We start from the raw sequence: 25,114 nt of genomic DNA on the forward strand, positions 1-25,114 counted from the left end.
GACCCACACACGGACACACAGGGAGCGACCATGGGCGGCCTCGGCGTGCGCTGGACCTTGCACGGCGACGGAAAGACCCCCGCACCGGGGGCCGTGGTCCGTCCCGACGAGCGGCTCTCCTGGCCCCGTACGTTCGGGCTCGGCGCCCAGCACGTGGTGGCCATGTTCGGCGCGTCGTTCGTCGCTCCCGTGCTCATGGGCCTGGATCCGAACCTCGCGATCATGATGTCGGGTGTCGCGACGGCCATCTTCCTGCTGGCCACCCGCGGCCGGGTGCCCAGCTATCTGGGCTGCTCGCTCTCCTTCGTCGGCGTGGCCGCGACGATCCGGGCCAGCGGCGGGGACAGCGCCGTCGTCACCGGGGCGGTCTTCGTCGTCGGCGTGGCACTCTTCCTCGCGGGTCTCGCGGTGCAGCGGTTCGGCGCACGGATCATCCATGCGGCGATGCCGCCCGTGGTCACCGGCGCCGTCGTCATGCTCATCGGCTTCAACCTGGCGCCGGTCACCGCGTCGACCTACTGGCCGCAGGACCAGTGGACCGCACTGATGGTGATGCTGTTCACCGGAATGGCCGTCGTGTGCCTGCGCGGATTCTTCTCGCGTATCGCGATCTTCCTCGGCCTGGTCTTCGGCTATGCGCTCTCCTGGGTCCTCGACCGGGTCTTCGGCAAGATCCATTCACCGGCGGGCGGCTCCGAGGCGATCGACCACTGGCGGCTCAACCTGTCGGGTGTCTCGAAGGCCGACTGGATCGGACTGCCGTCCTTCCATGCCCCGAGCTTCGAGTGGTCCGCGATCCTGGTCGCGCTGCCGGTCGTGATCGCACTGATCGCGGAGAACGCGGGGCACGTCAAGGCCGTCGGAGAGATGACCGGTGACTCGCTCGACGACAAGCTCGGAACCGCCATCGCGGCGGACGGCGCAGCCTCCATGCTCTCCACCGCCGTGGGCGGCCCGCCCAACACCACGTACTCCGAGAACATCGGCGTCATGGCCGCGACCCGTGTCTACTCCACCGCCGCGTACTGGGCCGCCGCCTGCTTCGCCCTGCTGTTCGGTCTCTGCCCCAAGTTCGGTGCGGTCGTCGCCGCGATCCCGGGCGGGGTACTCGGCGGCATCACCGTCATCCTGTACGGAATGATCGGCCTGCTGGGCGCCCAGATCTGGATGAGTGGCAACGTCGACCTCCGCAACCCGCTGAATCTGGTACCGGCCGCCGCGGGCATCATCATCGGCGTCGGCGGGGTCAGCCTGAAGATCACGGACAACTTCGAGCTGAGCGGAATCGCCCTCGGAACCATCGTCGTGATCACCGGCTACCACGTCCTTCGGGCCTTCGCCCCGGCCCATCTGAAGACCCAGGAGCCCCTGCTGGACGCCGGTACGTCGTCGTACGACGACACCAGGCCGCCCACCCAGTAGCCACGCCCGACAGAGGTCCGCGGGTCATCCGGATGAGCCGACCCCTTACGGCCTGCACCAGGCCGTAAGGCCCTGTCCCATCGGGCCGCGGTCGGCCCCCGATATGGCACCGCCGGCCCGAACAGGGCGGACGGAGCAAACGGACCGAGAGTCGACGCTGCGCCGCCGGGGCGGCCGCGCCGGGGTCACGCCGGGGCATGAACCGGTCGGCCATCAGGGAAACGCAGGTCCACTGCACATCGTGGACGCACAGGTCGCTCGGACCAGCTGATAGCGTCGTCGGCCGTGGTACCGAGTGGGGTGCCGCACCGGGCTGCCGAAAGGAACTCATGTCCGCCACGATCCGGAGGGCAGTCATCCCCGCCGCGGGCCTCGGCTCACGTCTCCTCCCGCTCACCAAGGCAACGCCGAAGGAGATGCTCCCGGTCGGTGACAAGCCGGTGATCGAGCACACCGTGCGAGAACTCGTGGCGTCGGGCATCACGGACATCACCATCGTCGTCTCGGGCGGCAAAGGGCTGATCCAGGACCATTTCCGACCCAACCCGGCTCTCGTCGCCCAGCTCCGCGCCGACGGCAAGACCGCATACGCCGATGCCGTGGAGGAAGTCGGTGAACTGTCCAGGCTCGGGCACATCACCTACCTCGACCAGCACGGCCCGTACGGCAACGGAACCCCTGTCCTCAACGCGGCGCGGAACTTCGGCGACGAGCCGATGCTGGTCCTGTGGCCCGATGACGTCTTCGTCGCCGGGACTCCGCGTGCGCAGCAGCTGATCAGGGCGTACGAAGCGACGAGTTGCCCCGTACTCGCCCTCATGCCGATGAGCCCCGCCGACTCGCACCGTTACGGCGTGCCCGTCGTCAAGGAGGACCTGAACGACGGGCTCCTGCGCATCACCGGCCTCGTCGAGAAGCCGCAGCCGCAGGACGCCCCGTCGGCGTACGCGGCCATCGGTGGATACGTGGTGACCCCCGGCATCATCGACGAGCTGCGCCGACAGACGGAACGCTGGTACCAGCACCGCACGGGTGAGGTCTACCTGACCGACGCCATCAACGTCTACGCGGGCAGCCGCGCCGTGTACGGGCAGGTCATCGAGGGCCAGTGGTACGACACCGGCAATCCGCTGGCCTATCTCACCGCCCAGTTCGCCGCGGCGCTCGCCGACCCGGAGTACGGCCCCCATCTGCGCAGTCTCGCGCAGGGACTCGGTGACCCGGTGGCCTCCGCCTGACCACGAACCGTCGCACCGACCCGTCCGGAGCATCGCCGGGCCGGCCTCCGGGTCACCGATGGCTCTGCCGTCGTTCCCCCGTTCCGATGAACCCGCGGCCGGTCGGCGCCAGGACGGGCCCGCGGCTGGGACGCTGCCCCCATGGCGCAGTTCAAGCAGATGGAGCAGTTCACGGACCGGACCGGTCCCGTCGCCGCGCCGCCCGATGTCACCTCGGTGATCGGGCGGATGCGTGACTTCCAGTCCTCCTGGCCGCCGGTGGACGGGGTGGCCGTCTTCAACCGGGTCTATCTGACGGTCACCGAGACCGTCGACCGGCGGATCACCGGTGGCGCGTTCGCGGACCGGGCGGCCGCGGCCGCCCTGGATGTGCGGTTCGCAGAGCGCTATCTGACGGCGGTCGACGCGGCGACGGCCGGGCGCCGGCCGCCCGACTGCTGGCGCCCGCTGTTCCAGTACCGGCGCCATCCCGGCGTACGGCCGCTGCAGTTCGCACTGGCGGGCATCAACGCACACATCGGCCACGACCTGGCACTCGCGGTCGTGGACACCTGCCAGGCGCTGCGCTGCGCTCCGCCGGAGCTGGAGGACGAGTTCGACCAGGTGGGCGATCTCCTCGTGATGCTGGAGGAGCAGATCCGGGAGGATCTGATGCCGGGGCCCGACCTGCTGGAGGTCGCGGATCCGCTCACCCATCTGCTGGGGTCGTGGAGCCTGGAGCGGGCCCGTGAGGCAGCGTGGTCTGCGGCCCGGGTGCTGTGGCGGCTGCGTGATCTCCCGCTCCTCGCCGAGGAGTTCCGGCAGCGCATGGACGCCGGGGCCGGTCTGGTGGGGCGCTGTCTGCTCACTCCTTGCCGCTGACCGCGCCCCGCCGGTTCCTCAGAAACTGTCGCCGTACCAGTGGACGGCTCCGGGCGCGGTGACCGTCGCCCGTACCACCGCCGGGTCTGCCAGCAGCGGTCGGGCCATGCCCACGTACTCCTCCCCGGCCACCGCGTCGGTGAGCAGTCGAGGCAGGGCTGCCCGGACCTCGGCGGTGTCGGGGAGCCGGACGCGCGCGCGGGTCGGACCGGTGTCACGGCTGCGCGCAGCGGCCGCCGCCAGCAGGTCGCCCAGGGCCTGGGGTGCCCGCGGGTCGACCGCGCATTCCCGTACCTCCAGAACCTGTTCGCCGTGGTGGGTGACGAGCATGGAGACGATCCTGTGGGAGTCCGGGTCCTCGGCGACCAGGGTGCGGTCGAGCGGCCCGTACCAGGCAGGGATGCGTACGGCCCATTCCTCGTCGGTCCGCACCGAGCTGAGCGGCCGGTGCTCGTCGTATGCCGCCCGGAGTGCGGCCAGGGCCGGGCCGTCGGCGGGTGTGGCGGTGCGGATACGTAACCGGCCGCCGGCCGGGGGGCCGCCCCGGGCGATCGCGCCCTCGGTGACGGGGCTGGGGAACTCCTGCCAGCCCGAGCCTCGGTAGACGCCGGGCGTTCCGGTGAAGAGGAGCGACCATGCGCACAGCTCCGCCGTCATGGTCCGTTCCGCCTCGACGAGCAGCCGACGGATGAGCCCCTGGCCGCGCGCCTCGGGCCGGGTGGCGACGCTGCCGAGGCCGCCGACCCGCTGCGGCACGCCGTGCACGTCGCGGAGTTGCCTCGGCACGTAGACGACGACGGCGTCGATCCGTCCGTCCTGCTCCGCCACGAAGGTGCGGTGGTGCCGGTCCGGATCGAGGGCGTACAGAGCGGGGAGGTGCGGGGCGACGAAGCACTCGCCCCAGAGTGCGGCCAGGGCGGGCTCGTCGGCCGGGGTCGCGGTCCGGAGAGTGGCGTTCACAGCGTCAGATTGCCTTCCGTGCGGACGGAGTTGCTGTCCTCCGGCATGGCCGTGCGCTTCGTGCCCCGCTCCACGCATGACGTGTGGAGCAGGGACTCCAGTGCGCCCGGGGCGAGATGGAGCGTTCCGCCGGTGAATCGGCTGCCGGTCGCCGCGTAGTGGTTGGTGCCTTCCGCGATCCGGATGTGCGCGGTGCCGGAGTCGGCGGTGACGCTGGTGAGGGAGGAGATGTCCCAAGTCAGGGTGGCGTTGCCGGCGGCGCGGCCGAGGAGTGCCTTCGCCTTGTTGCTGCCGGTGAGGCGGGTCCCGCCGGTGACGGTGATCCGCTGGTCGCGTACGGCGCTGAGCTCGACGCCCGTGTTGTCGTATGTGCCGCCGTCGATCCGGAGGTCCGCCGATCCGATGGAGAGCGGGGCCGCGTTCTCGGCGCCGATGACGGTGCAGTCGGTGAAATGGACGGGGCCGGCGCCACGCAGGATCACCCCGTCGACGCCCTTGAACGTGCAGCGCACGAAGTGGACCTGCGCGGTGACCGGGGTCTGGACGAGGACGGCGCCCGCGGGCAGCTCGAACGAGCAGTCGCTGATGACGGTCGGTCGCGTGGAGCGGGCGGAGCGCTGGGCCACGGCGAAGGTCCTGGCGGTGCAGCCACGCACCTGGGCACCGTCGGCGTTGACCGTGAGAGTGCCCGCCTGGTCGAAGGTCGGACGGGCGATCACCGTGATGTCTTCGAGCGTCAGATCGGTGATCTTGGTATTGGCGGTGAACCAGGAGCAGACGTGTCTGCGCACGGTGATCCGCTTGGCGGAAATACCCCATTGTGCACCGGAGTTGGCGATGTCCATCAGCCCGGAGTTGCCGTCGAAGAGCAGATCGTGTTCGTACTGCCCGTGGGTGGTGAAAGGGTTTCCGCCCGCGTCGTCGCCGTCGCCGTGGCAGTTCACGACGGTGCAGTAGGCGGAGGCGGTCAGGTCGTTGAGATGCCGGACATTGCTGGTCGTGCAATCGGCGACGCGGCCGTAGAGGCAGTAGATCTGCTGGGTGAGATAGCCCGCGCCACCGTAGTCGACGGTGGGCGGGTTCTTCAGGGAGCACTGCTCGGTACGGAACCGGGTGCACCACCGGCGCATGACGACCGGCCAGAAGCTGCCGGTGGCGTGAATGCCGGAGACGTCGCAGCCGACGGCGTACTCGAAGCTGACCGGGTGCGAGCCGGTGTACTCGTCGGGCCCCGCGCCCTCGAAGACGAGATTACGGATGTGCGTGTTCAGGACCGGCTCGATGCGGGTCCAGGTGAGCCTGCGCCCCTCGGCGAGTTCCCAGCCGTTGAGGTAGCCGATCCGGATGTGTCCCCCGTCGACGATCTCGGTGATCTCGACCAGCTTCTGCAGCTCGCGCTCGTCACCGCCGCCGCCCGCGACCGGGTCGACCTGCACGGACCACCACTGGCCGACCTCGAACGCCGTGGCATCCGGGACCGGGAAGGTGTCCGTGAGTTCGATGACCTTGCCCGACAGTGCGTGCTTGACCGTGGTGTCGGTGACGGTGCCGCGGAAGGAGAGGACGGCGCCGAAGGGGTTGTCGTGGGTGTTCTTCTCGATGCCGTCGGTGACCATGCGGTGGCCGCCGAAGTCGAGTTCTATGTGGGAGCGGTTGAAGAGGTGGCGCTTGGTGAAGTGGAGGTCGGTGTGGGCCTCGATGCGGTGGATCGAGGTGTCGGCGATCATCGCGTCGAGGGCGGCGTCGGCCGGTTCCTCGGTGTCGAAGTGTCCGAAGGTACGGAAGTCGACGGTCCCGTTGTGGAGTTGGACCCAGCGGCCGGATTTTCCGCCGGTGGGTGCGATCACGGTGCCGCCGTTGTGGGCCGTGTCGGACTTCTTGTCCCAGCGCACGGCCATCGCGCCGCCGTCGCCCGGGGCGTGGTAGCCGGCGACCAGGACCTGGGCGCCGTCCTCGAACGGTGTCGTGTTCAGCGCGCGCAACTCGGCGACCGTGTCGACCGTCGACACGGTCGACGCAGGGGAAGGGGCCGCCTGCGCGGCACCGGTGGCCACGGCCGAACCGGCCACGACCAGACCGGCCAGACCCGAAGCCCGCAGCAGATTACGGCGTGACGATGCATTGACGGACATGGCGGAGGTGCTCCTCGCGTTGTCGATGCGTGCGTGATGCGTGATCGGTCGGGCACGTGATACGTGCGCGACGGCGTCAGACGGTGTTGCGGTACGGCGGCATGAACCGCATGCGCGGCATCTGGTCGGCCAGCACTCCCCCGTCGACGACCAGGCGCGCACCGGTCAGGTACGCCCCGGCGTCCGACGCGAGGAGCAGCAGCGCGCCCACGCACTCGTCGGGCTGCGCATAGCGGCCGAGCGGGATCCGCTCGCGGTACGCGGACTCGAACGCCTCCCGGTCGAACGGGAACTCCCCGTCGATGGGCGTCTCGACCATGCCGGGGGCCAGGGTGTTGGCGGTGATGCCGTGCGGGGCGAGCTCGACCGCCAGGGTCTCGGTGAGCAGTTGGGCGGCGGCCTTGGACGCGTTGTAGTGGGCCAGGCCCGCCTCCGCCACCAGGGCGTTCTTCGACGTGATGGTGATGATGCGGCCCGCGGCACCGTCGGCCGTCATGTGTTCGGCGATGCGCTGGCTGAGGAAGAAGACCGCGTCGACGTTGACCCGCATGATGTGCGACCAGCTCGCGGGGGTGATCTCGTTGAAGCGCTCCAGCGCTGCCGTGCCCGCGTTGTTGACCAGGATGTGCAGCGGTCCGGTCTCGGCACGTACGGTGTCGACGAAGCCGGCCAGGGCCTCGATGTCGGCAAGGTCCTGCCCATAGGTCCAGGACCTCCGCCCGAGCGCTTCGACGGCCGCGGCCGTCTCCGCGACACCGTCGGCGCCGGGCAGGTCGACGAGGACCACATCGGCGCCCGCCTCGGCGAGCCCGACGGCGAAGGACCGGCCCAGGCCGCGGGCGGCTCCGGTCACGACCGCGGTGCGGCCGGTGAGGTCGAAGCGGTCGGTACCGCGGGGCGGGACGGCTGCGGTCATGGCGGGATTCCTCCTGGCGGGGTGGTACGGGGAGGTGGGCCGCCGCACCGCACCAGGGGGGTGAATTGCGCGGCGGCCCGGCTGCCGGACGACGGCCGGGGAATGGGGGAAGACCCCGGTGTCGTACCGGCAGGATCACGGGAACGGCAGGTGGTGCCGTTCGGTCCCGGTGGATCGTGGGGGCTGCGGGATCAGCCGTTCAGTCCCAGCAGGTCCAGCGACGGCCGGTGGATGATCTCTTCCACCGCGTCCACGTCGAGCGGCGGCAGGCCGGGGATGCCGGGGATGCGGGCGATCTCCCGCAGCCCCTTCACCGAGTCGTCGACCGTTGTGAACGGGTAGTCGCTGCCGAACATCAGCTTGTCGAAGACCCCGTAGTCCTGGACCAGCCGGAGGCTGTGCCAGAGCTGGAAGGGCCGGTAGTGCAGGGCGCTGACGTCCGCGTACACATGGGGGTGCTTGCGGATGACGGCGATGCACTCGCCCTCGAACGGGTGGCCGAGGTGGGCGAGGACCATCCGTAGTTCCGGGTGACGGATGGCGACCGCGTCCAGGTGGCGGGGCATCGCCCATTCCAGCGGGGCGTTCGAGACGAACGTGGTGCCGGTGTGGACGAGGAGCGGCAGGCCGTGCCGTTCGGCGTACCCGTACAGCTCGTCGTACTCCTCTGCCGCAGGGTCGAAGCCCGCGTACATCGGCATCAGTTTGATGCCGCGCAGGCCGAGCTCCTGATGGCCGTAGCGGAGTTCGTCCTGCCAGCCGGGCTGGGTGGGGTCGAGCGAGAGATAGCCGATCAGCCGGTCGGGGTGTGCTCCCGCGTACGAGGCCACGGCGGCGTCGTCGACCCAGAGTCCGCTGCGGCGGGCCTTGCCGCCGACGACGATCGTACGGGTGCCCTCCGGTGCGGTGGCGGCGTACTCCTCCCACTTCACCGTCAGGTCGACCTCCCCCGCGTGGGCGCGGGCCGAGTCGGACTTGAAAGGGTCGGTGAAGTCGTGGCTGTGCCGGAAGAGATGGGAGTGGACGTCGACGATCATGTCCGGTTCCGCTTCTCCCAGCCGTCCGCGAACATGTTCCAGAAGCGGTGGCTGGGTGGGTGTTCCTCGAAGACCTCGTCGACGAGTTCGACGCCGATCCCGGGGGCGGTCGGCAGGCCGATGCGGCCGTCGACGATCGGGAGCGTGCCCTTGAGGGCGTCGAAGACGTACGGCTCCAGGAGCCCGTCGAAGGTTTCGAGGATCTTGAGGTTGGGGATTCCGAGAGTCGCGTGCACCGAGACCGTGGTGCAGAGCGGCGAGTTGGAGTTGTGCGGGGCGACGAGCATGCCGTGGGTATCGGCGATCGCGGCGAGCTTCCGTACCTCGGTGAAGCCGCCGGCCATGGAGAGGTCGGGCTGGATGATGTCGACGGCGTTCGTCGCGAAGAGCTGCTTGTACTCGTAGCGGTTGTGGAAGTGCTCGCCGCCGGAGATCGGGAAGGCGGCGCGCTGCCGCAGTTCCGCGTACCGCTCGACGTGGGTCCAGGGCATCGGCTCCTCGAACCAGCCGATGTCGAACGGCTCCAGCTCGCGGACCAGCCGGGCGGCGGTCGGCATGGCGAACCGGGCATGGCCCTCGATGAACAGGTCGACATCCGGTCCGACGGCCTCGCGGACCGCGGCGACGAGGTCGATGGAGCGGCGCAGCTCGGCACGCTCCAGCTCGTGGAGTCCGGGGCCGAACGGATCGAACTTCAGGGCGGTGAAGCCCTTCGCCACGGTCTCCTTCGCCTTGGCCGCGAAGGTCTCGGGCTCGCGCTCGCCGGTGTACCAGCCGTTGGCGTAGACGCGTACCGTGTCGCGGCAGGCGCCTCCCGTCAGGCGGTACGCGGGCACGCCCAGCGCCTTGCCCATCAGGTCGTACATCGCCTGGTCGAGGCCGGACAGGGCGATGCCGCCCATGTCGCCGCCGCGCAGGAAGTCGCCCTGGTAGACGCGGAGCCACAGCTCCTCGATGTCGAACGGGTCGGCGCCGATGAGGTGCCGCCGGGCGAGGGCCTCGGTGAGGGCGCAGACCTCACCGACCCGGTAGGGGTGGGTGATCTCGCCGATGCCGGAGAGGCCCTCGTCGGTGTGGACCCGGACGTAGCCGAAGTCGCGCCAGGAGGTGCCCAGCATCAGGGTCTCGACCCGGGTGATCCGTCCGGCGGGGCCGGCCGGGCGGGTGCGGTTCACGGTAAGCATCAGCGGGCTCCGCCCATGGTGGAGGTGTTCTCGAGGTCGCGGGCGCCGCCCTCGGCGAGGACGGCCTTGACGGCGGCCTCGGTGCCCTCGATGAGGCGGTCGACGTCGGCGTCGGTGTGGGCGTAGCTGATGTGGCTGCGCTTGAGGTTGAGCGGCAGCTCGAACAGGCCGTGGTCGAGGAGCCTGCGGCGGTAGCCGACGAACAGTGAGGCGTCGTTGTCGAGCAGGTCGGCGTAGGTACGGGGGGTCTCGCCCGGCATGAAGTAGCTGACGAAGACGGAGCCGTAGCCGGTGACGACGGCCGGGACCCCGAGGCGCTCGTACAGTCCGGTCAGCTCGGTGCGGACGCGGTCACCGAGCCGGAAGACGTACTCGTGGACCGGCTCCTCGCGGAGCTTGCGCAGGGTGGCGAGGGCGGCGGCGACGACGGACGGGTGTCCGTTGTACGTGCCGGCGAAGAAGGCGGGGGCGCCGGGGCGGGTGGAGAAGAGGTCCATCAGGTCGGCGCGGCCGCCGATCGCGCCGACGGGGGCGCCGTTGGCGATGGCCTTGCCGAGGGTGGTGAGGTCCGGAGTGATGCCGGAGATCTTCTGCCAGCCGCCGATGTCGTGACGGAAGCCGGTGATGACCTCGTCGAAGATCAGGACGCTGCCGGCCTTCGTGGTCTCCTCGCGCAGGGTGGTGAGGAATTCCTGGAACGGCAGGAGCGTGCCGACGTTGTGCGGGACAGGCTCGACGATGACGGCGGCGATGTCGGAGCCGTGCTCGGCGAAGGTGCGGCGGACGGCGTCGCTGTCGTTGAACGGCAGGACGAGGGTGGCCTCGAGGACCTCGGGAAGGATGCCGGTGGAGATCGGGTCGTGGCCGCCGACCATCGAAGGGGCGGAGATGACATTGAGGCTCACCGAGTCGTGCCAGCCGTGGTAGCAGCCCTGGAACTTGACGACGAGACGGCGGCCGGTGGCGGCGCGGGAGACGCGCAGCGCGTGGAACGTGGCCTCGCTGCCCGTGCTGGTGAGGAGGACCTTCTCGATCGACGGGATCAGCTCGGTGAGCTGTTCGGCGAGGAGGATCTCGCCTTCGGTGACGCCGACGCCCATGTGGCCGAGCGTGGCGCCGGCCTCTGCGGTGGCGCGGGCCACGTCGGGGTCGTTGTGGCCGAGCAGCGGCGGGCCGAACGCCGAGTGGAAGTCGATGTACTCGCGTCCGTCGGCGGTACGGAACCGTGCGCCGTCGGTCCCGGTGACGACCAGGTCGGTCAGTCCGGGAACACTGCGCTGACCGCTGTTCACGCCACCGGGTACGACCTGGCGGGCGCGCTCGGCGAGTCGGGCTCCGGATTCATTGCCTACCGGGCCTGAACTCATATCGCTTGCTCCTTGCGTCGAGAGTCGTCGGTTTTCGCAGGCCCTGCCCGGCCTGCGATTCCCTGGCGCCATCCGCCCGGCAGTCGCCGCAGGAAGTGGTGGTCCGTGGTGCGTGTTTCTTGGGTGTTTCACTTTTTCCGAACGCTGTTCTGTAGAGCAGAACAGTGCCTGGATATTACGTCCGCCCCCGGTGCCGGTCAACCCCTTTCCGGCCGCGAGAGGCCCATTCCAGGCAGGTTCACCTCGCGCAGGGGTCCACTCAACCCGCGTAAGGGACTAGGCTGTTCTGCTATGACGAACAGTGCTGCCCCAGAAGAACCGAAGTACTGGGTCAAGAGCGTGGCCAGGGCAGCGGACATCCTCGAAGCGCTCGCCGCCCCCGCACAGGGGAACGGCCTCAGCGTCACGGAGGTCGGCCAGGCCTGCTCCATCTCCAAGAGCGCCGCCTTCGGCATGCTCCAGACCCTGCGCGCGTACGGCCTCGTCTCGGACGACGGCGAGGGCATGAACCGCCGCTACCGGCTCGGCATGAGCCTGGCCAGACTCGGCGACCGCGCACGGTCCCAGGTGTCCCTGCGCGGGGTCGCCCACCCCGTACTCACGGAACTGACCAGCACCACCGGCATGGCCTCCCGGCTCGCCGTGCCCGAGGACGGCCATGCGGTCGTCGTGGACCAGGTCGAGCTCGATCAGCGCGTCCGGCTCGATCTGCGGATGGGGCAGCGCGAGCTGCCGCACTGCACGGGCCTGGGCAAGGCACTGCTCTCGGCGGTGCCGGAGAGCGAGGCCGCCGCGGTGATCGAGCGGTTCGGACTGCCCCGGCGCACCTCCCGCACCATCACCGACCCGGCCACCTTCCTGTCACATCTGCGCGACATCGCCCGGGTCGGCTACGCCCTGGACGACGAGGAGGACGCCGAGGGCATCATCTGCATCGGCGCGCCGGTCTTCGACGACCGTTCGGTGTGCGCGGGGGCCATCAGCATCACCGGGCTCAAGCTCGGCCTGCCGGCCTGGCGTTACCAGGAACTGGGCGGTCAGGTCCGGGACGCGGCGCGACGGATCAGCGTCTCGCTGGGCTGGGTCGCCGACGCGGACAGCTCGACGGACCCCGAGCGTTCCGACGGAATCAGGTCTTGACCGATCGGCTCCATCGGCCGTAGGTTCCCTGCCAACCCCGATGACATTCAGACGACATCGGCGATTTACCCCTTCCGGTCCGCTTCCGACGCCTGCCCACCGCGTTGTGAACAGCTGATGGCCGGACCTTTTTCAGCCATCCGCCTCATGGCAGTCCACCGCAGGAACGCTCCCTCATTTTCGGCACTTCTCGGAAGGCGAAGTCCGCATGAGCGTTCCGCACCACCACACCCCTGCCCAGTCCCGTCGCGCGCTGCTGCGGGCTTCGGGTCTGGCCGGTCTGGTCATGGCCGGTTCGGCCGTGGCCACCGGCTCGGCGCAGGCCGCACCGGCACACGCCGGCGACGTGCAGCGTGTCGACACGGTCGCCGAGCTGCGCGCGCTGAACACGACACCGTTCGAGGACGGCGCCCAGATCCTGGTCGCCGGCTACCACGCCCCGGGCGACGGCGGCGCGATGGCCGTGCGCTGGGACAAGAAGTCCGACACGGCCCACAACGGCGGCACCGTGATCGCACCCACCGGCGGAGAACCCGGCCGCTGGGTCCAACTCCACAACGGGACCGTCGACTTCCGTACCTTCGGACACTTCGACACCGAGGAACCGGCCGACGCCGCCCTCGACGCGATGATCGCCGACACCTCGATCCACCGCATCGAGGCCCACACCGACCTCCACTTCACCAAGCGCCACCTCTTCAACCGCTCCCACATAGAACTCGACTTCGGCGGCCACCGCATGGTCACCGACGGCATCGAGAAGAACACCCACGACAACCCCTTCGGCGCCGTCCTCTCCTTCCGCGGCACCGTCACCGACACCGTGCACACCCACACCCTGGGGGCGGCGATGCCGGACCTCTCCGATCTCTTCGAGGTCGGCGACTCCGGGAAGTTCTCCGTCGGCCAGTGGTGGGCCGTGGAGATCAACGCCCTGTCGGGGAAGTACGAGAAGGAGATCCAGCGTCTCGTCCAGGTCACCGATGTCGTCGATGCGACGCACATCCGGGTCAACTACCAGATCGGCTGGGATCTGGCAGCCGGCCGGACGCTCACCTGGACCCGGATCGAGCCCGTCGACCGCGCCCATGTCCGCAACCTCGTCTTCGAGGGCTGGGGCGAGGACGAGATGACCGGCTCGCACCCGGTCGCCTACGAGTACGCGGTGCGGTGCGACGTTTCCGGAATCGAGGCCGTCGGCACGTTCTGGCCGGTGGTGATGCGCCGCTGGTGCACGTACTACCGCACCGAGCAGTGCTCGCTGACCAACCCGAAGTCCGTCACCTACGGCGGCGCGGGCTATCTGACCCAGCAGATCTACTGCCTGTACGGGCATGTCGAGGACTGTCACACCTCCAATGCCCGCCACCTCAACGACTTCACGGCCTCGGCCTACTGCTATGTCACCAACTGCCACGGCGACGGCGACGACGAGGGACCGTTCGTGACGCATGGTCAGTTCGAGCACGACCTCGTCTACACGGGTAATTCCGGTCTGATGACGTTCGCCAACTCGGGCGCCGCCTGGGGCGGTCGGGCCAAGCGGATCACCGTACGTCGCCACGCGTGTTCCTGGTTCGTCGCCCGGGTGAAGATCACCGATCTGACGCTCGAAGACGTTCTGGTCATCGGCAAGAAGTCGCTCTCCGGCTCCGGAATGCTCTGGGTCAACGCCGACGGTGTGCAGCTGCGCGGGTGCACGGCGAGCGGGCCGCTGATCATCTCCCAGGCGTCCACGCTCTCCGCCCGGCCCAATGTGATCGCCGACTCGGCGTTCACGTTCGCGGCGGGCGCCGAGGTCACCCAGGCCAATGTGGCCGCCCCGGTCACCCTCGCACGGACGACGCTGAACGGGGTCGACGGTGCGGTGTTCAACGGAGCCGGGCGACTCGTCCTCGACCAGTGCACCCTCACCGGCTCCAAGGACACCGCGCCCGTCTCGCTCGCGCACACCGACATCACCGTGGCCGGCGGCGAACTCCGCAACACCGGGCTGAAGTTGACCTCGGTCAAGGACCAGCGGCTGCGGATCGACGGCGCCCGGATCAACGGCACCAACAAGGACGGCGCGCTGCTGTCCCGTACCGGCACCGGCCGCACCGTCGACTGGCAGCTGTCCGGTCTCGACTCGACCGCACCCAAGGACACCGCCCATGTGCTGGTCACCGAGGGCCCCAACCGCTACCGGGCGACGGGCTCCACCTTCACGGGCGGCCGGCTCGAACTGCGGCCTGCGGCCTTCGCCGGCTCCGGAAGCCATCTGCTGCACACCGGCTGCGTCGAGGACGGCACCGAGCGCACCGCGCTGCCGGACGAAGGCGGCCGCGTCGCCCACACCGCGGCCACGCTGCGGTTCTGACCGCACCACCGAACCCACCCACTGAGTCCCAGGGAACCCCCGTGTCCACGCATCCCCCGATCACCGGCCGACCCGTCCGGGTCGCGCTCGTCGGCGCCGGCAACCGCGGTCTGACGTACGCCGAGTGGATCAAGGCGCACCCCGACCGCGCCGAACTCGTCGCCGTCGCCGACCCGCGCCCCACGGCGCGTGCCGCGGCGGGCGCGCCCGTGGAGTTCGACGACTGGCGGCCGCTCGTCGAGAACCGCATCGCGGACGCCGTCATCGTCGCCACCCAGGACCGCTTCCACGTGGAGCCGGTGCTGGCCCTCGCCGAGGCCGGTTACGCGATCCTCGCCGAGAAGCCGCTCGCCCCGACCGAGGACGAGACCCGGAAGATCGTCGAGGGCGTCGAGCGGGCCGGGGTGCTCTTCGCGGTCTGCCACGTCATGCGCTACACGCCCTACACCGACCTGGTGAAGGAGATCGTGGACTCCGGCGTGCTCGGGCAGCTGGTCTCCCTCGACCATCTGGAACCGGTCGGCTGGTGGCACTACGCCCACAGTTACGTACGCGGTCCCTGGCGCAGCGAGAAGGACTCGTCGCCGATGCTGCTCGCCAAGTCGTGCCACGACCTGGACTGGATCACGTACATCATGGGCGGCCGGATCGAGCAGGTCACCGGTTTCGGCGGACTGAAGCACTTCCGGCCGGAGAACGCCCCGGCCGGGTCCGCCGATCGCTGTCTCGACTGCGCGGTGGAGTCCGACTGCCCGTACAGCGCGCTGAAGCTGTACATGCCGACGCTGCGCGAGAAGGGCGCGGTCTGGCCGGTCACCCATGTCACCGAGGCGACCGACGAGGCCGGGCTGGTGCGGGCGCTGCGCGAGGGTCCGTACGGCGTCTGCGCGTACCGCAGCGACAACGACGTGGTCGACCACCAGGTGCTCGCCATGCAGCTGTCGGGCGGGGTGACCGCCACCTTCCAGATGGTGGCGTTCACCGAGCAGACCCATCGGCAGACCCGCATCTTCGGCTCGCACGGCTGGCTGCGCGGTGACGGCGAACGTGTCACCGTGCAGGACTTCCGTACCGGCGAAACGACTGTCCGCGAACTCGGCGTATCCGGTTCGAACGCCGCCGATGGGCACGGGGGTGGAGACGCCGCGCTGGTCGAGGCGTTCGTGACCGCCGTGGCCACCGGTGATGCCGGGGCCGTCCGCTCCGGTCCCGCCACATCGCTCGGCAGCCATCTCGCGGCGTTCGCCGCCGAGCGCGCCCGGCACACCGGCACCGTCCAGTCGGTGCCGACCAAGTGACATCCCCTCACCCCCGCCCCACCCTCACGTCCTCGGAGGACCACCTCATGTCCCGTCTCCTCACCCGCCGTTCCAGAGTCCGTGCCGTGGCCGCCCCCGTCCTGGCCACCGCGCTCGCCGCCGGTGTGCTGGCCGGCTGTTCCGGCAGCGGCAGCGACGACAACACCGTCACCATGTGGACGTACCCGGTCATCTTCGACGAGGCCAAGAACAAGGCGTACTGGGACGGCCTGGTCAAGGCGTTCGAGAAGAAGCACTCCGGCGTCACGGTGAAGGTGGAAACCTTCCCGTGGGCCAACCGCGACACCGCGCTGGCCACGGCGATCGCCTCCGGCAAGGGCCCGGACGCGGTCTACCTGATCCCGGACCAGCTGCCGAAGTACGCCAAGAGCATCGTCCCGGCCGACGACTACATGCCGGCCGACGCCAAGTCGGACTACACGGACTTCGCGCTGAAGTCCGTCACGGTCGACGGCAAGGCGCTCGCCAGCCCGATCCTGACCAGCGCCAACCCGCTGATCTGCGACAAGCGGGTGTTCGCCGCGATCGGCGAGAAGACCTACCCGACGAGCTGGGCGGAGCTGGAGGCGCTGGCGCCGAAGCTCAAGAAGAAGGGCTACTACGCCACCAGCTACAGCGGCGACACCCAGCAGACGCTGAACATGACGTTCTACCCGCTGCTGTGGCAGGCGGGCGGCGACGTCTTCTCCGAGGACGGCAGGACGGTCACCTTCAACGACGCGGCCGGGGTCAAGGCCCTGACGTACCTGAAGAAGCTCGTCGACGGCGGCTACACCGACAAGGACCTGGTCACGACCACGCCGAAGCTGGAGCAGACACCGGTCGCCAAGGGCAAGGTGGCGTGCACCTGGCAGAACACCCCGGCGGACGTCGAGCCGTTCTGGGGCAAGGAGAACATCGTCGTCCAGCCGCCGCTGAAGGAGGCCGAGTCGATCGGTTACGGCACCGTGGGCGCACTGTCCATGCTGAAGGGCGCCGACAAGAAGAACACCGGCGACTGGCTGAACTTCGTCGCCGAGTCGCAGAACGCGGCCGGTCTGCAGAAGGCCGCGGGCTACTTCCCTGCCCGTAAGTCCGGTGGCGACCTGTATCCGGACGACGCGCTCCAGACGGCGGTCGGCGCGACTCTGCCGAGCATGACCGTGGGTCCGCTGCACGACAAGGCCCGCGAGGTCCAGGGCGTGCTCGCGCCGGAGATCCAGGCGGCGCTGCTGGGCAAGAAGAGCCCGCAGGAGGCGCTGGACGCGGCGCAGAAGGCGGCCCAGGGAATGCTCGGCCGCTGAGCCGTGACGGGCGGGGGCCGACCGGCGCCCGCCCGTCACCACGGGGCGCGGCGCGCTCCGCACCGAAGCCCCGCCGGGAGTCCGGAGCCACGAACCCGGACCCCCGGCGGACACCCCCGCGCCGCCGGCGCGGGCCCGCAGAGCTCACCCGGCACCCCGTACAACACCCGGCACCACACTCAGCCGGCCCCCGACCGGGACCCGGGCGTACACCCCGCGTCACCGGTACGGTTCCGCGCCACCTGGCGCGGAACACCCGCGCAGCCCCCGCGGGGGCCGCGCACCCACCGCAATTCCCTCGTCCCGCAAGGAGATCCCCGTGGCAGTCGTCGCGGAACCCACCCGCCGGGGCCGTCGCAGCGGGCCGCAGGCGCGCCGCGAGGCCCGGATCGGCCTGCTCTTCGTCCTTCCGTGTTTCCTGCTGTTCCTCGCCTTCCGGTTCGGTCCCGGCGTGGCCGGTGTGCTGATGAGCTTCACCGACTACTCCCTGACCGGCGGCGGCAGCTTCATCGGGCTCGACAACTTCACCCGTCTCTGGGACGACCCGCTGTTCTGGCAGGCGCTGAAGGTCACCGTCCTCTACACCGTCCTCGCCGTGCCCGGCACCCTCATCGCGTCCGTGTCCCTGGCGCTGATCACCCGCCGTGCGTTCCGCGGCGCCAGGTTCTTCCGTTCGGTGTTCTTCCTGCCGGTCGTCACCTCGCTGGTGCTGGCCGCGACCGTCTTCGTCTGGATCTTCTCGACCGGCGGCCCGTGGTCGACCCTGATGGGCTGGTTCGGGATGTCCGAGGGCTCCTGGCTCTCCGACGACGTCCTCGTCCTGCCCGCGCTCGCGATCGTCGGCGTCTGGTCCCGCTTCGGTTACGGGATGCTGATCCTCCTCGCCCGGATGCAGGACATCCCCCGGGAACTGGAGGAAGCCGCGCTCACCGACGGCGCGGGCCCCTGGCAGCGCTTCCGGTACATCGTGCTGCCGCAGCTCAAACCCGCTCTTTTCTTCCTTGCCGTGATCGAGACGACGGCCTCGTTCCAGGTCTTCGACGCCGTCTACACCATGACGGGCGGCGGGCCCGCCAACGCCAGCTACACGCTCGTCTTCCAGCTCTACGACGCGGGCTTCAAGTACTTCGACCTGGGTTACGCCTCCGCCATCGGCGTCGCACTGTTCGTGCTGACGGTGGTGGTCGCCGTGATCCAGCGGCTCGTGATCGGGAAGGACCAGTGACCATGACCGCAACACCCGTGGAGACCGAGAAGAAGGCCCCCGCACCCCAGGCGCCCGCCGGACCCGACCGGGCCGCCCGCCGCGCCGGACGCAAACTGCGCAAACTGTCCGAGCAGGACACCGTCCCGCACGGCATGCGCGCCACCCTGGCCGGCCGGATCGCCCGCGGCTTGCTGCTGACGGCGGCCGCGATCGTGACGATCTTCCCCTTCTACGCGATGGTCGTGCTCTCCCTGAAGCCGTCCGCGGCGGTCGAGTTCCCCGGCAGCCTGCTGCCCTGGCCGCTGACCGGCGAGGCGTACGACACCGTCATGAACGCCCAGGACGTGCCGCGCTGGCTGGTCAACACCCTGGTCTACTCCGTCGTCTCGGTCGTCGGCGTGCTGCTGCTCGCCTCGCTCGCCGGGTACGCGTTCGCCAAGAAGCGGTTCCCCGGCCGGGAGACCATGTTCTGGTCGTTCCTGTCGATGGTGATGGTCCCCTACCACGTCACGATGATCCCGACCTTCGCGATGATCGCGAAGCTCGGCGGAGTCGACACGTACTGGGGTCTGATCGTGCCGACCCTGGCCAACGCCCAGGCGGTCTTCCTCATGCGGCAGTTCATCCAGGGACTGCCCGACGAACTCTTCGAGGCGGCCCGCCTCGACGGCTGCAACGAGTGGCAGATCTTCCACCGGATCGTGCTGCCGCTGCTGAAGCCCATCCTCGCCACGCTCGGCGTGTTCGTCTTCCTGTGGCACTGGAACGACTTCCTCTGGCCGCTCGTCATCGGCCAGTCCACCGATATGCGCACCCTCACCGTCGGCATCGCCTCGCTCCAGCAGCAGAACGTGCCGCTCAATGTGGTGCTCTCCGGCTCCGTCATCGCGTTCGTGCCCATCTTCGCCGCGTACATGGTGGGCCAGCGCTACTTCACCGAGGGCGTCACCGCGTCCGGAATCAAGGGATAGCCACGCATGTTCACCGATGAGGCCGCTCTCGAAGAGCGGCTCGCCACCCCCTCCCCCGCGCTCGTCGCCGACCTCGGCCGCCTCGAAGGCGATCTGCTGGTCCTCGGCGCGGGCGGCAAGATGGGCCCCAGTCTGTGCCGGCTGGCCCGGCGTGCGCTGGACGCCGCCGGACGTACGGACACCACGGTGTACGCCGTGTCCCGCTGGTCGGACCCGTCCGCCGCCGAGGAACTGGGGAGAGCAGGGGTCCGTACCGTCGCCTTCGATCTGATGGACCCGGCCGCCGATCTGGCGGAGCTGCCCGACGCCGGGAACGTCGTCTTCATGGTCGGCGCCAAGTTCGGCTCGGCCGGGGCGCCTTCGCACGCCTGGGCGGTGAATGCCGCCATGCCGGACCGGGTGGCGCGCCGCTGGTCCGACTCGCGGATCGCGGCGTTCTCCACCGGCAATGTGTACCCGCTGGTGCCTGTCTCCTCCGGCGGCTGCACCGAGACCGACCCGGTCGGGCCGGTCGGCGAGTACGCCATGTCCTGCCTGGGCCGTGAGCGGATCTTCGACCACGCCGCGCTGACCCGCGGCACGTCGGTCGCCACCATCCGCCTCAACTACGCGGTCGACCTGCGCTACGGCGTTCTCGCCGACATCGCGTACCGCGTGCAGGCGGGCGAGCCCGTGGATGTGACGACCGGTCATGCGAACGTGGTGTGGCAGGGGTACGCCAACGAGGTGGCGCTGCGCTCGCTGCTGCATGCCACCGACGGCCAGGCGTTCACCCTCAACCTCACCGGCCCCGAGACCGCTTCGGTGCGCCGGATCGCCGAGTGGTTCGGCACCGAGTTCGGCCGGGAGCCGGTGTTCGAGGGCGAGGAAGCATCGACGGCGCTGCTCTCCGACGCCAGCCGCTGTCATGCTCTCTTCGGCTACCCGGACGTCACCCTGCGCACGCTCGTCGAGTGGCAGGCCGACTGGCTGCGCCGCGGGCTGCCGCTGTCCGGCAAGCCCACCAAGTTCCAGGTCCGTGACGGAAGGTTCTGATCCACTCCATGTCCACTCCCTCCACCGCGGCCACGGCCACGCCCTCCCTCGACGCGCTCGCCCGGGGGGCGGTGATCCCCGCCCACCCGCTCGCACTGCACGCCGACGGTACGTTCGACGAGCGGCGTCAGCGTGCGCTGACCCGCTACTACCTGGCGTCCGGTGCCGGCGGTGTCGCCGTCGCCGTGCACACCACCCAGTTCGAGATCCGGGAGCCCGAGGTCGGTCTCCTGGGGCCGGTACTCGAACTCGCCGCCGAGACCATCGACGCCGAGGCGGGCCGCCCCTTCATCAAGGTCGCCGGCGCCTGCGGCTACACCGCGCAGGCCGTCGCCGAGGCCGAGACCGCCGCCGCGCTCGGCTATGACGCCGTGCTGCTCAGCCCGGCCGTGCCGGGCGCCGACGAGAAGGGTCTGCTGGAGCGGGCCCGCGCGGTCGGCGAGGTGCTGCCCGTGATCGGCTTCTACCTCCAGGAGGCCGTCGGCGGGCGCTATCTCTCCCCGGCGTTCTGGTCGGCCTTCACCGATCTGCCGTCCACGGTCGCCGTGAAGGTCGCTCCCTTCGACCGGTACCGCACCGCGGATGTCGTGCGGGCGGTGGCCGCCGCCGACCGCGCCGACGAGGTGGCGCTCTACACCGGCAACGACGACGACATCATCGGTGACCTGCTCACCCCGTACGAGACGGCGAACGGCACGCGGCGCTGGTTCGCGGGCGGGCTCCTCGGCCAGTGGGCCGTATGGACCAGCTCCGCCGCCACCCTCCTCGACGACGTCCGCGCGGCCCGCGCCGGCGACCACGCGGCGACGGTGCGCTGCCTGGCCCGCCGCTCCGAGCTGACGGACGCCAACAGCGCGGTCTTCGATGTCCGCGGCGCGTTCCGCGGCTGCATCGCGGGCGTGCACGAAGTGCTGCGTCGGCAGGGCCTGTTGGCGAACATCCGATGCCTGGACCCGGCGGAGACGCTCTCCCCCGGACAGGCGGACGAGATCACCCGGGTGGCCGCGGCCTACCCTTGGCTGACCGATGACGCCTTCATTGCGGAGCACCTCGATGCCTGGCTCTCCTGACCGCCCCCGGGTCGTCGTCGCCGTACCGCCCCAGCTGCGCGCCCAGTTCTTCACCGGCGCGGTCTGGCAGGAGCTGGCACGGGCGGCGGAGCTGACCGTCCTCGACGAGCACTCCGACCGGGCGGCGTTGGCAGCGGCGCTGCCCGGCGCCCAGGCGCTGATCCTCTCCTGGCGCGCCCCCAAGGTCGACGCCGAACTCCTGGCGGCGGCAGACCGGTTGGAGCTGGTGGCGCACACCGGCTCGGCCGTCGCCCCGTACGTCACCGAAGAGGTGTTCCGTCGAGGGATCCGTGTCACCCAGGCCGGGGACGAGATGGCCCGGCCGGTCGCCGAGGTCGCACTCGCCTTCACCCTGTCGCTGCTCCACCGCATCCAGCGCTTCGACCACGCGCTGCGGGGCGGCGCCGAGTGGGCGGCGGCGAGCGAGGCCCCGCCCCGCCACGAGATCCACGGCAGCGACATCGGGGTGATCGGCGCGTCCCGTACCGGGCGGGCGTACATCGCGATGGTGCAGGCGATGGGCGCGCGGGTCTCCGTCACCGACCCGTTCCTGTCCGAGACGGACGCCAGGGCACTCGGCGTGAAGTCCGTCCCTCTGGACACACTCCTGTCGCGCAGCCGGATCGTGGCCGTGCACGCGCCGGTGACCGAGGAGACCCATCGGATGATCGGCGCCGGACAGCTGGCGCTGATGCCGGACGGGGCGGGCCTGGTGAACACGGCGAGGTCATGGCTGGTCGACGAGGACGCGCTGCTCGCCGAACTGCAGTCGGGCCGGATCGATGCGGCGATCGATGTGTTCGACGCCGAGCCGCTGCCGTCGGACCACCCGTTCCGCGCCCTGCCGAATGTGCTGCTGACCCCGCATCAGGCAGCGGGCAGTGTCGAGTGCCGGCAGCGGCTCGGCGCCAGTGCGGTCGGCGAAGTGCTGCGGCTGCTGGCCGGGCAGCCCCCGGCCCATGCGGTCACCGTCGACGCCCTGACCCGCCTGCACTGATCCACCGCGTCGTTCCCCTTACCCCTCAGGAGAGTTCACCCCATGCGACTGATGCGCATCGGCGAGCCGGGCCATGAGCGTCCGGTCCTCGTCCGCCCCGAAGGCCGCCACTACGACCTGTCGGGCGTCACCGACGACATCGACGGCGTGTTCCTCGCCGCGCTCACCGAGAAGCCGAGCCTGATCCCCGCCGAGTCGAAGCTCCCGGAGACCGACATCACCGGGCAGCGGATCGGCGCGCCCGTCGCCCGTCCGCACGCGCTGCTCTGCATCGGCCAGAACTACGCGGCCCATGCCGCGGAGTCCGGGGCCGAGCCGCCCGAGCAGCCGATCCTCTTCTACAAGTCGCCGAACACGATCGTCGGCCCGTACGACGAGGTCCTCATCCCGCGCGGTTCGAAGAAGACCGACTGGGAGGTGGAGCTGGCCGTCGTCATCGGCCGCCGCGCCGCCTACCTCGACTCGCCGGCCGACGCCGCCTCGTACATCGCCGGTTACGCCGTCAGCAACGACGTCTCGGAGCGCGCCTTCCAGCTGGAGGAGTCGGGTGGCCAGTGGTCCAAGGGCAAGAGCTGCGCCACGTTCAACCCGCTGGGCCCGGTGCTGGTGACGGCCGACGAGGTCGGCGACCCGCAGCAGCTGCGGCTGCGCAGTTACGTCAACGGGGAGCCGCGACAGGACTCCAGCACCGCGGACATGATCTTCAGCGTGGCGCATCTGGTGCACCATCTGTCGCAGTATCTGGTGCTGGAGCCCGGGGATGTCATCAACACCGGTACGCCGCAGGGCGTGGCGCTGTCCGGTCGCTTCCCGTACCTGGGACCGGACGATGTGATGGAGGTCGAGGTGTCCGGCCTGGGCCGGCAGCGCAGCGTCTGCCGGCCCGCGTAACGCCGCTCAGTCCTCCGGGAGTTCGACCGGGGCGATGTCGTCGAAGACATCGCCGGGGCCGGGGTTCGTCGCGTCCGTGGCACCGCCGAAGTGGTTCATCACACCCCAGACGGCGTTGAGCGCGGTCTGCACCGCGCCTTCGGCCCACCCGGCCGTCCAGGAGATGTCGTCGCCCGCGAGGAAGAGTCCCCGCTTGTCGGCGGGCAGCCGGTCCTGCATGAAGTGGGTGAACAGCCGCCGCTGGTAGCGGTAGTGGCCCGGCAGGTTGGCCTTGAACGCACCCATGAAATAGGGCTCGTTCTCCCAGGAGACGGTCACCGGGTTGCCGATGATGTGCTTCCTGATGTCGACGTTCGGGTAGATCTCGCCGAGCGACTTCAGCATCACTTCCATGCGCTCGTTCGGGGAGAGCGGCAGCCACTTCAGGCTGTCGTCGCACCAGGTGTACGAGAGGCAGATGACGGCCGGCTTGTCCGGCCCGTCGTCGAGAAGGTACGTGCCCCGCGTCATCCGGTCGGTGAGCGTCATCGACATGGTGTCGCGCCCGGTGGGAACCCCCCTGCCGTCGACGGCCTTGTCCAGCCAGAACGGCCGGTCGACGGGCACGAACAGCTTCGACGACTCCATGTAGTGGGTCCGCTCCATCGCCGTCCAGTGGTCGATGGGGAACAGCTCGTCGTCGCAGGCGATCTTGGAGAGCAGCAGCCAGGACTGCCCCGTGAAGATCGCCGCCCGGAAGGTGCGGATGTCGCCGGTCGCGTCGGTGACGGTGATCCGGTTCCCGGCGGTGCGGTGCAGCCGGGTCACGGCGGGACGGGGCTCCCCCTCGTGCAGCGAGGACAGCGAGGTACCGAGCGGCCAGTGCACGATCTTCTGCGGCTCGCGGTCCCAGAGCCGCAGCGGGAGCTGCTGGCTGCCGCCGACGATCCCGCGGTGGTGGTCGTCGGCCTCGGTGTAGACGACCCGCAGGATCTCCAGGATGGAGTTGGGGAAGTCGGTGTCCCAGCCGCCGGTGCCGAACCCGACCTGGCCGAAGATTTCGCGGTGCCGGAACGACTTGAAGGCGTCGGAGGCGCAGAGGAAGCCGTAGAAGGTCTGGTTGTCGAGCTTCTCGACGAGCCTCGCCCAGATCTCCCTGATCCGCGGGACGTCGCGCTCGCGCATCGCCCGGTTCATGTCGGAGAAGTCGGCGCCCTCCTCCAGGCAGGCGTTCCAGGCGTCCATCACGTCACGGTAGACCTGCGGGAGGTCGTCGATCGTCTCCGCGTAGTGCGACTCGCCCTTGAGGTCGACGACGGTCGACGGGGTGGCCGGCGCGAGCGGGTTGGGGAACGGGCTGGTCTCCAGGCCCACCAGGTCGATGTAGTGCTGCAGCGCGGTGGACGACGGCGGGAAGCGCATCGCACCCATCTCGGCGGTCAGCGAGGGGTCGCACCCGTCGAAGCCGACCGTACGCAGGCGGCCGCCTATCCGGTCCGCCTCGTAGACGACGGGCTTGAGGCCCATCTTCATCAGCTCGTACGCCGCCACGATGCCGGAGAGCCCGCCGCCGATGACCGCCACCTCGGCGCCGTGCTCGGTCGCCGGTATCTGCCCCAACCCCGCGGGGTGCGCCAGGAAGTCGTCGTACGCGTAGGGGAAGTCCGGACCGAACATGGTGATCGGCGGCTGCGCGTCGGTGTGCTGGACGGCGTTGGGCACCGTGGACGTCATGGGGTGGGGACT

20 protein-coding genes are annotated in these 25,114 nt (G+C 70.0%); 13 read left to right on the top strand and 7 right to left on the bottom strand.

Features of this window, described 5'->3' with window-relative positions:
• Positions 1 to 30 precede the first annotated feature (30 nt).
• The 3 genes from ACFU8W_RS12745 (at position 31) to ACFU8W_RS12755 (ending at position 3,521) form a co-directional block, all read left to right on the top strand.
• Complete coding sequence (locus tag ACFU8W_RS12745; RefSeq protein ID WP_266988038.1) at positions 31 to 1,422, top strand: uracil-xanthine permease family protein; 1,392 nt, start codon at positions 31 to 33, stop codon at positions 1,420 to 1,422.
• Between the two features lie 329 nt (positions 1,423 to 1,751).
• Positions 1,752 to 2,660 (top strand): UTP--glucose-1-phosphate uridylyltransferase, encoded by a 909-nt coding sequence (locus tag ACFU8W_RS12750; RefSeq protein ID WP_345511922.1) that lies wholly within the window; start codon positions 1,752 to 1,754, stop codon positions 2,658 to 2,660.
• A gap of 159 nt (positions 2,661 to 2,819) precedes the next feature.
• Complete coding sequence (locus tag ACFU8W_RS12755) at positions 2,820 to 3,521, top strand: DUF5995 family protein (RefSeq protein WP_384036193.1); 702 nt, start codon at positions 2,820 to 2,822, stop codon at positions 3,519 to 3,521.
• Positions 3,522 to 3,539: 18 nt separating this feature from the next.
• Here ACFU8W_RS12755 and ACFU8W_RS12760 read toward each other — a convergent pair whose 3' ends face one another.
• The 6 genes from ACFU8W_RS12760 to ACFU8W_RS12785 all read right to left on the bottom strand — a co-directional run bounded on the left by ACFU8W_RS12760 (position 3,540) and on the right by ACFU8W_RS12785 (position 11,117).
• On the bottom strand, positions 3,540 to 4,481 hold the full coding sequence (locus ACFU8W_RS12760; protein ID WP_384035480.1) for a GNAT family N-acetyltransferase: 942 nt from the start codon (positions 4,479 to 4,481) through the stop codon (positions 3,540 to 3,542).
• A complete protein-coding gene (locus ACFU8W_RS12765) occupies positions 4,478 to 6,613 on the bottom strand; it encodes a peptidase C14 (RefSeq protein ID WP_384035483.1) in 2,136 nt (711 codons plus the stop codon). The genes ACFU8W_RS12760 and ACFU8W_RS12765 overlap by 4 nt, the downstream gene beginning before the upstream one ends.
• 76 nt (positions 6,614 to 6,689) lie before the next feature.
• Positions 6,690 to 7,529, bottom strand: coding sequence for an SDR family NAD(P)-dependent oxidoreductase (locus ACFU8W_RS12770; protein WP_384035486.1), 840 nt, complete (start codon positions 7,527 to 7,529; stop codon positions 6,690 to 6,692).
• A gap of 191 nt (positions 7,530 to 7,720) precedes the next feature.
• Positions 7,721 to 8,566, bottom strand: coding sequence for an amidohydrolase family protein (locus tag ACFU8W_RS12775; protein ID WP_384035489.1), 846 nt, complete (start codon positions 8,564 to 8,566; stop codon positions 7,721 to 7,723).
• Complete coding sequence (locus ACFU8W_RS12780) at positions 8,563 to 9,750, bottom strand: mandelate racemase/muconate lactonizing enzyme family protein (protein WP_384035492.1); 1,188 nt, start codon at positions 9,748 to 9,750, stop codon at positions 8,563 to 8,565. Before ACFU8W_RS12780 ends, ACFU8W_RS12775 begins: the two co-directional genes overlap by 4 nt.
• Positions 9,750 to 11,117, bottom strand: a complete 1,368-nt coding sequence (locus ACFU8W_RS12785) for an aspartate aminotransferase family protein (RefSeq protein WP_345513237.1) — start codon at positions 11,115 to 11,117, stop codon at positions 9,750 to 9,752. The genes ACFU8W_RS12780 and ACFU8W_RS12785 overlap by 1 nt, the downstream gene beginning before the upstream one ends.
• Positions 11,118 to 11,408: 291 nt before the next feature.
• Here ACFU8W_RS12785 and ACFU8W_RS12790 point away from each other — a divergent pair, with 291 nt between their 5' ends.
• From ACFU8W_RS12790 to ACFU8W_RS12835, 10 genes are all read left to right on the top strand, one after another.
• Positions 11,409 to 12,257, top strand: coding sequence for an IclR family transcriptional regulator (locus ACFU8W_RS12790; RefSeq protein WP_384035496.1), 849 nt, complete (start codon positions 11,409 to 11,411; stop codon positions 12,255 to 12,257).
• A gap of 208 nt (positions 12,258 to 12,465) precedes the next feature.
• Positions 12,466 to 14,616 carry a peptidase C14 gene (locus ACFU8W_RS12795; protein ID WP_384035499.1) on the top strand — a complete coding sequence of 717 codons (2,151 nt, stop codon included), beginning with the start codon at positions 12,466 to 12,468 and terminating at the stop codon, positions 14,614 to 14,616.
• Between the two features lie 41 nt (positions 14,617 to 14,657).
• Positions 14,658 to 15,914, top strand: coding sequence for a Gfo/Idh/MocA family protein (locus ACFU8W_RS12800; RefSeq protein WP_384035502.1), 1,257 nt, complete (start codon positions 14,658 to 14,660; stop codon positions 15,912 to 15,914).
• A 47-nt stretch (positions 15,915 to 15,961) separates the two neighbouring features.
• Complete coding sequence (locus ACFU8W_RS12805; protein WP_345513233.1) at positions 15,962 to 17,218, top strand: extracellular solute-binding protein; 1,257 nt, start codon at positions 15,962 to 15,964, stop codon at positions 17,216 to 17,218.
• Between the two features lie 319 nt (positions 17,219 to 17,537).
• Positions 17,538 to 18,443: a carbohydrate ABC transporter permease gene (locus tag ACFU8W_RS12810; protein ID WP_266988015.1), complete on the top strand. Its 906-nt coding sequence runs from the start codon at positions 17,538 to 17,540 to the stop codon at positions 18,441 to 18,443.
• Between the two features lie 2 nt (positions 18,444 to 18,445).
• Positions 18,446 to 19,396, top strand: coding sequence for a carbohydrate ABC transporter permease (locus tag ACFU8W_RS12815; RefSeq protein ID WP_384035506.1), 951 nt, complete (start codon positions 18,446 to 18,448; stop codon positions 19,394 to 19,396).
• 6 nt (positions 19,397 to 19,402) lie between these two features.
• Entirely contained in the window at positions 19,403 to 20,431 is a 1,029-nt protein-coding gene (locus tag ACFU8W_RS12820; protein ID WP_384035509.1) for an NAD-dependent epimerase/dehydratase family protein, read from the top strand.
• An 8-nt stretch (positions 20,432 to 20,439) separates the two neighbouring features.
• Positions 20,440 to 21,501 (top strand): dihydrodipicolinate synthase family protein, encoded by a 1,062-nt coding sequence (locus ACFU8W_RS12825; RefSeq protein ID WP_266988009.1) that lies wholly within the window; start codon positions 20,440 to 20,442, stop codon positions 21,499 to 21,501.
• A complete protein-coding gene (locus tag ACFU8W_RS12830; protein WP_384035513.1) occupies positions 21,485 to 22,498 on the top strand; it encodes a hydroxyacid dehydrogenase in 1,014 nt (337 codons plus the stop codon). The genes ACFU8W_RS12825 and ACFU8W_RS12830 overlap by 17 nt, the downstream gene beginning before the upstream one ends.
• Before the next feature lie 42 nt (positions 22,499 to 22,540).
• On the top strand, positions 22,541 to 23,389 hold the full coding sequence (locus ACFU8W_RS12835; RefSeq protein WP_384035516.1) for a fumarylacetoacetate hydrolase family protein: 849 nt from the start codon (positions 22,541 to 22,543) through the stop codon (positions 23,387 to 23,389).
• A gap of 6 nt (positions 23,390 to 23,395) precedes the next feature.
• Here the strand turns inward: ACFU8W_RS12835 and ACFU8W_RS12840 are convergent, their stop codons facing one another.
• Positions 23,396 to 25,102: a flavin monoamine oxidase family protein gene (locus tag ACFU8W_RS12840; protein WP_384035520.1), complete on the bottom strand. Its 1,707-nt coding sequence runs from the start codon at positions 25,100 to 25,102 to the stop codon at positions 23,396 to 23,398.
• Positions 25,103 to 25,114 lie beyond the last annotated feature (12 nt).

It is taken from the genome of Streptomyces sp. NPDC057565 (assembly GCF_042801455.1).
Lineage (GTDB): Bacteria > Actinomycetota > Actinomycetes > Streptomycetales > Streptomycetaceae > Streptomyces > Streptomyces yanii.

Coding starts and splice junctions, on each gene's coding strand:
- ACFU8W_RS12745 (WP_266988038.1), top strand. CDS start 31: ATGGGCGGCCTCGGCGTGCGCTGGACCTTGCACGGCGACGGAAAGACC.
- ACFU8W_RS12750 (WP_345511922.1), top strand. CDS start 1,752: ATGTCCGCCACGATCCGGAGGGCAGTCATCCCCGCCGCGGGCCTCGGC.
- ACFU8W_RS12755 (WP_384036193.1), top strand. CDS start 2,820: ATGGAGCAGTTCACGGACCGGACCGGTCCCGTCGCCGCGCCGCCCGAT.
- ACFU8W_RS12765 (WP_384035483.1), bottom strand. CDS start 6,613: ATGTCCGTCAATGCATCGTCACGCCGTAATCTGCTGCGGGCTTCGGGT.
- ACFU8W_RS12770 (WP_384035486.1), bottom strand. CDS start 7,529: ATGACCGCAGCCGTCCCGCCCCGCGGTACCGACCGCTTCGACCTCACC.
- ACFU8W_RS12775 (WP_384035489.1), bottom strand. CDS start 8,566: ATGATCGTCGACGTCCACTCCCATCTCTTCCGGCACAGCCACGACTTC.
- ACFU8W_RS12780 (WP_384035492.1), bottom strand. CDS start 9,750: ATGCTTACCGTGAACCGCACCCGCCCGGCCGGCCCCGCCGGACGGATC.
- ACFU8W_RS12785 (WP_345513237.1), bottom strand. CDS start 11,117: ATGAGTTCAGGCCCGGTAGGCAATGAATCCGGAGCCCGACTCGCCGAG.
- ACFU8W_RS12790 (WP_384035496.1), top strand. CDS start 11,409: ATGACGAACAGTGCTGCCCCAGAAGAACCGAAGTACTGGGTCAAGAGC.
- ACFU8W_RS12795 (WP_384035499.1), top strand. CDS start 12,466: ATGAGCGTTCCGCACCACCACACCCCTGCCCAGTCCCGTCGCGCGCTG.
- ACFU8W_RS12805 (WP_345513233.1), top strand. CDS start 15,962: ATGTCCCGTCTCCTCACCCGCCGTTCCAGAGTCCGTGCCGTGGCCGCC.
- ACFU8W_RS12815 (WP_384035506.1), top strand. CDS start 18,446: ATGACCGCAACACCCGTGGAGACCGAGAAGAAGGCCCCCGCACCCCAG.
- ACFU8W_RS12820 (WP_384035509.1), top strand. CDS start 19,403: ATGTTCACCGATGAGGCCGCTCTCGAAGAGCGGCTCGCCACCCCCTCC.
- ACFU8W_RS12825 (WP_266988009.1), top strand. CDS start 20,440: ATGTCCACTCCCTCCACCGCGGCCACGGCCACGCCCTCCCTCGACGCG.
- ACFU8W_RS12830 (WP_384035513.1), top strand. CDS start 21,485: ATGCCTGGCTCTCCTGACCGCCCCCGGGTCGTCGTCGCCGTACCGCCC.
- ACFU8W_RS12835 (WP_384035516.1), top strand. CDS start 22,541: ATGCGACTGATGCGCATCGGCGAGCCGGGCCATGAGCGTCCGGTCCTC.
- ACFU8W_RS12840 (WP_384035520.1), bottom strand. CDS start 25,102: ATGACGTCCACGGTGCCCAACGCCGTCCAGCACACCGACGCGCAGCCG.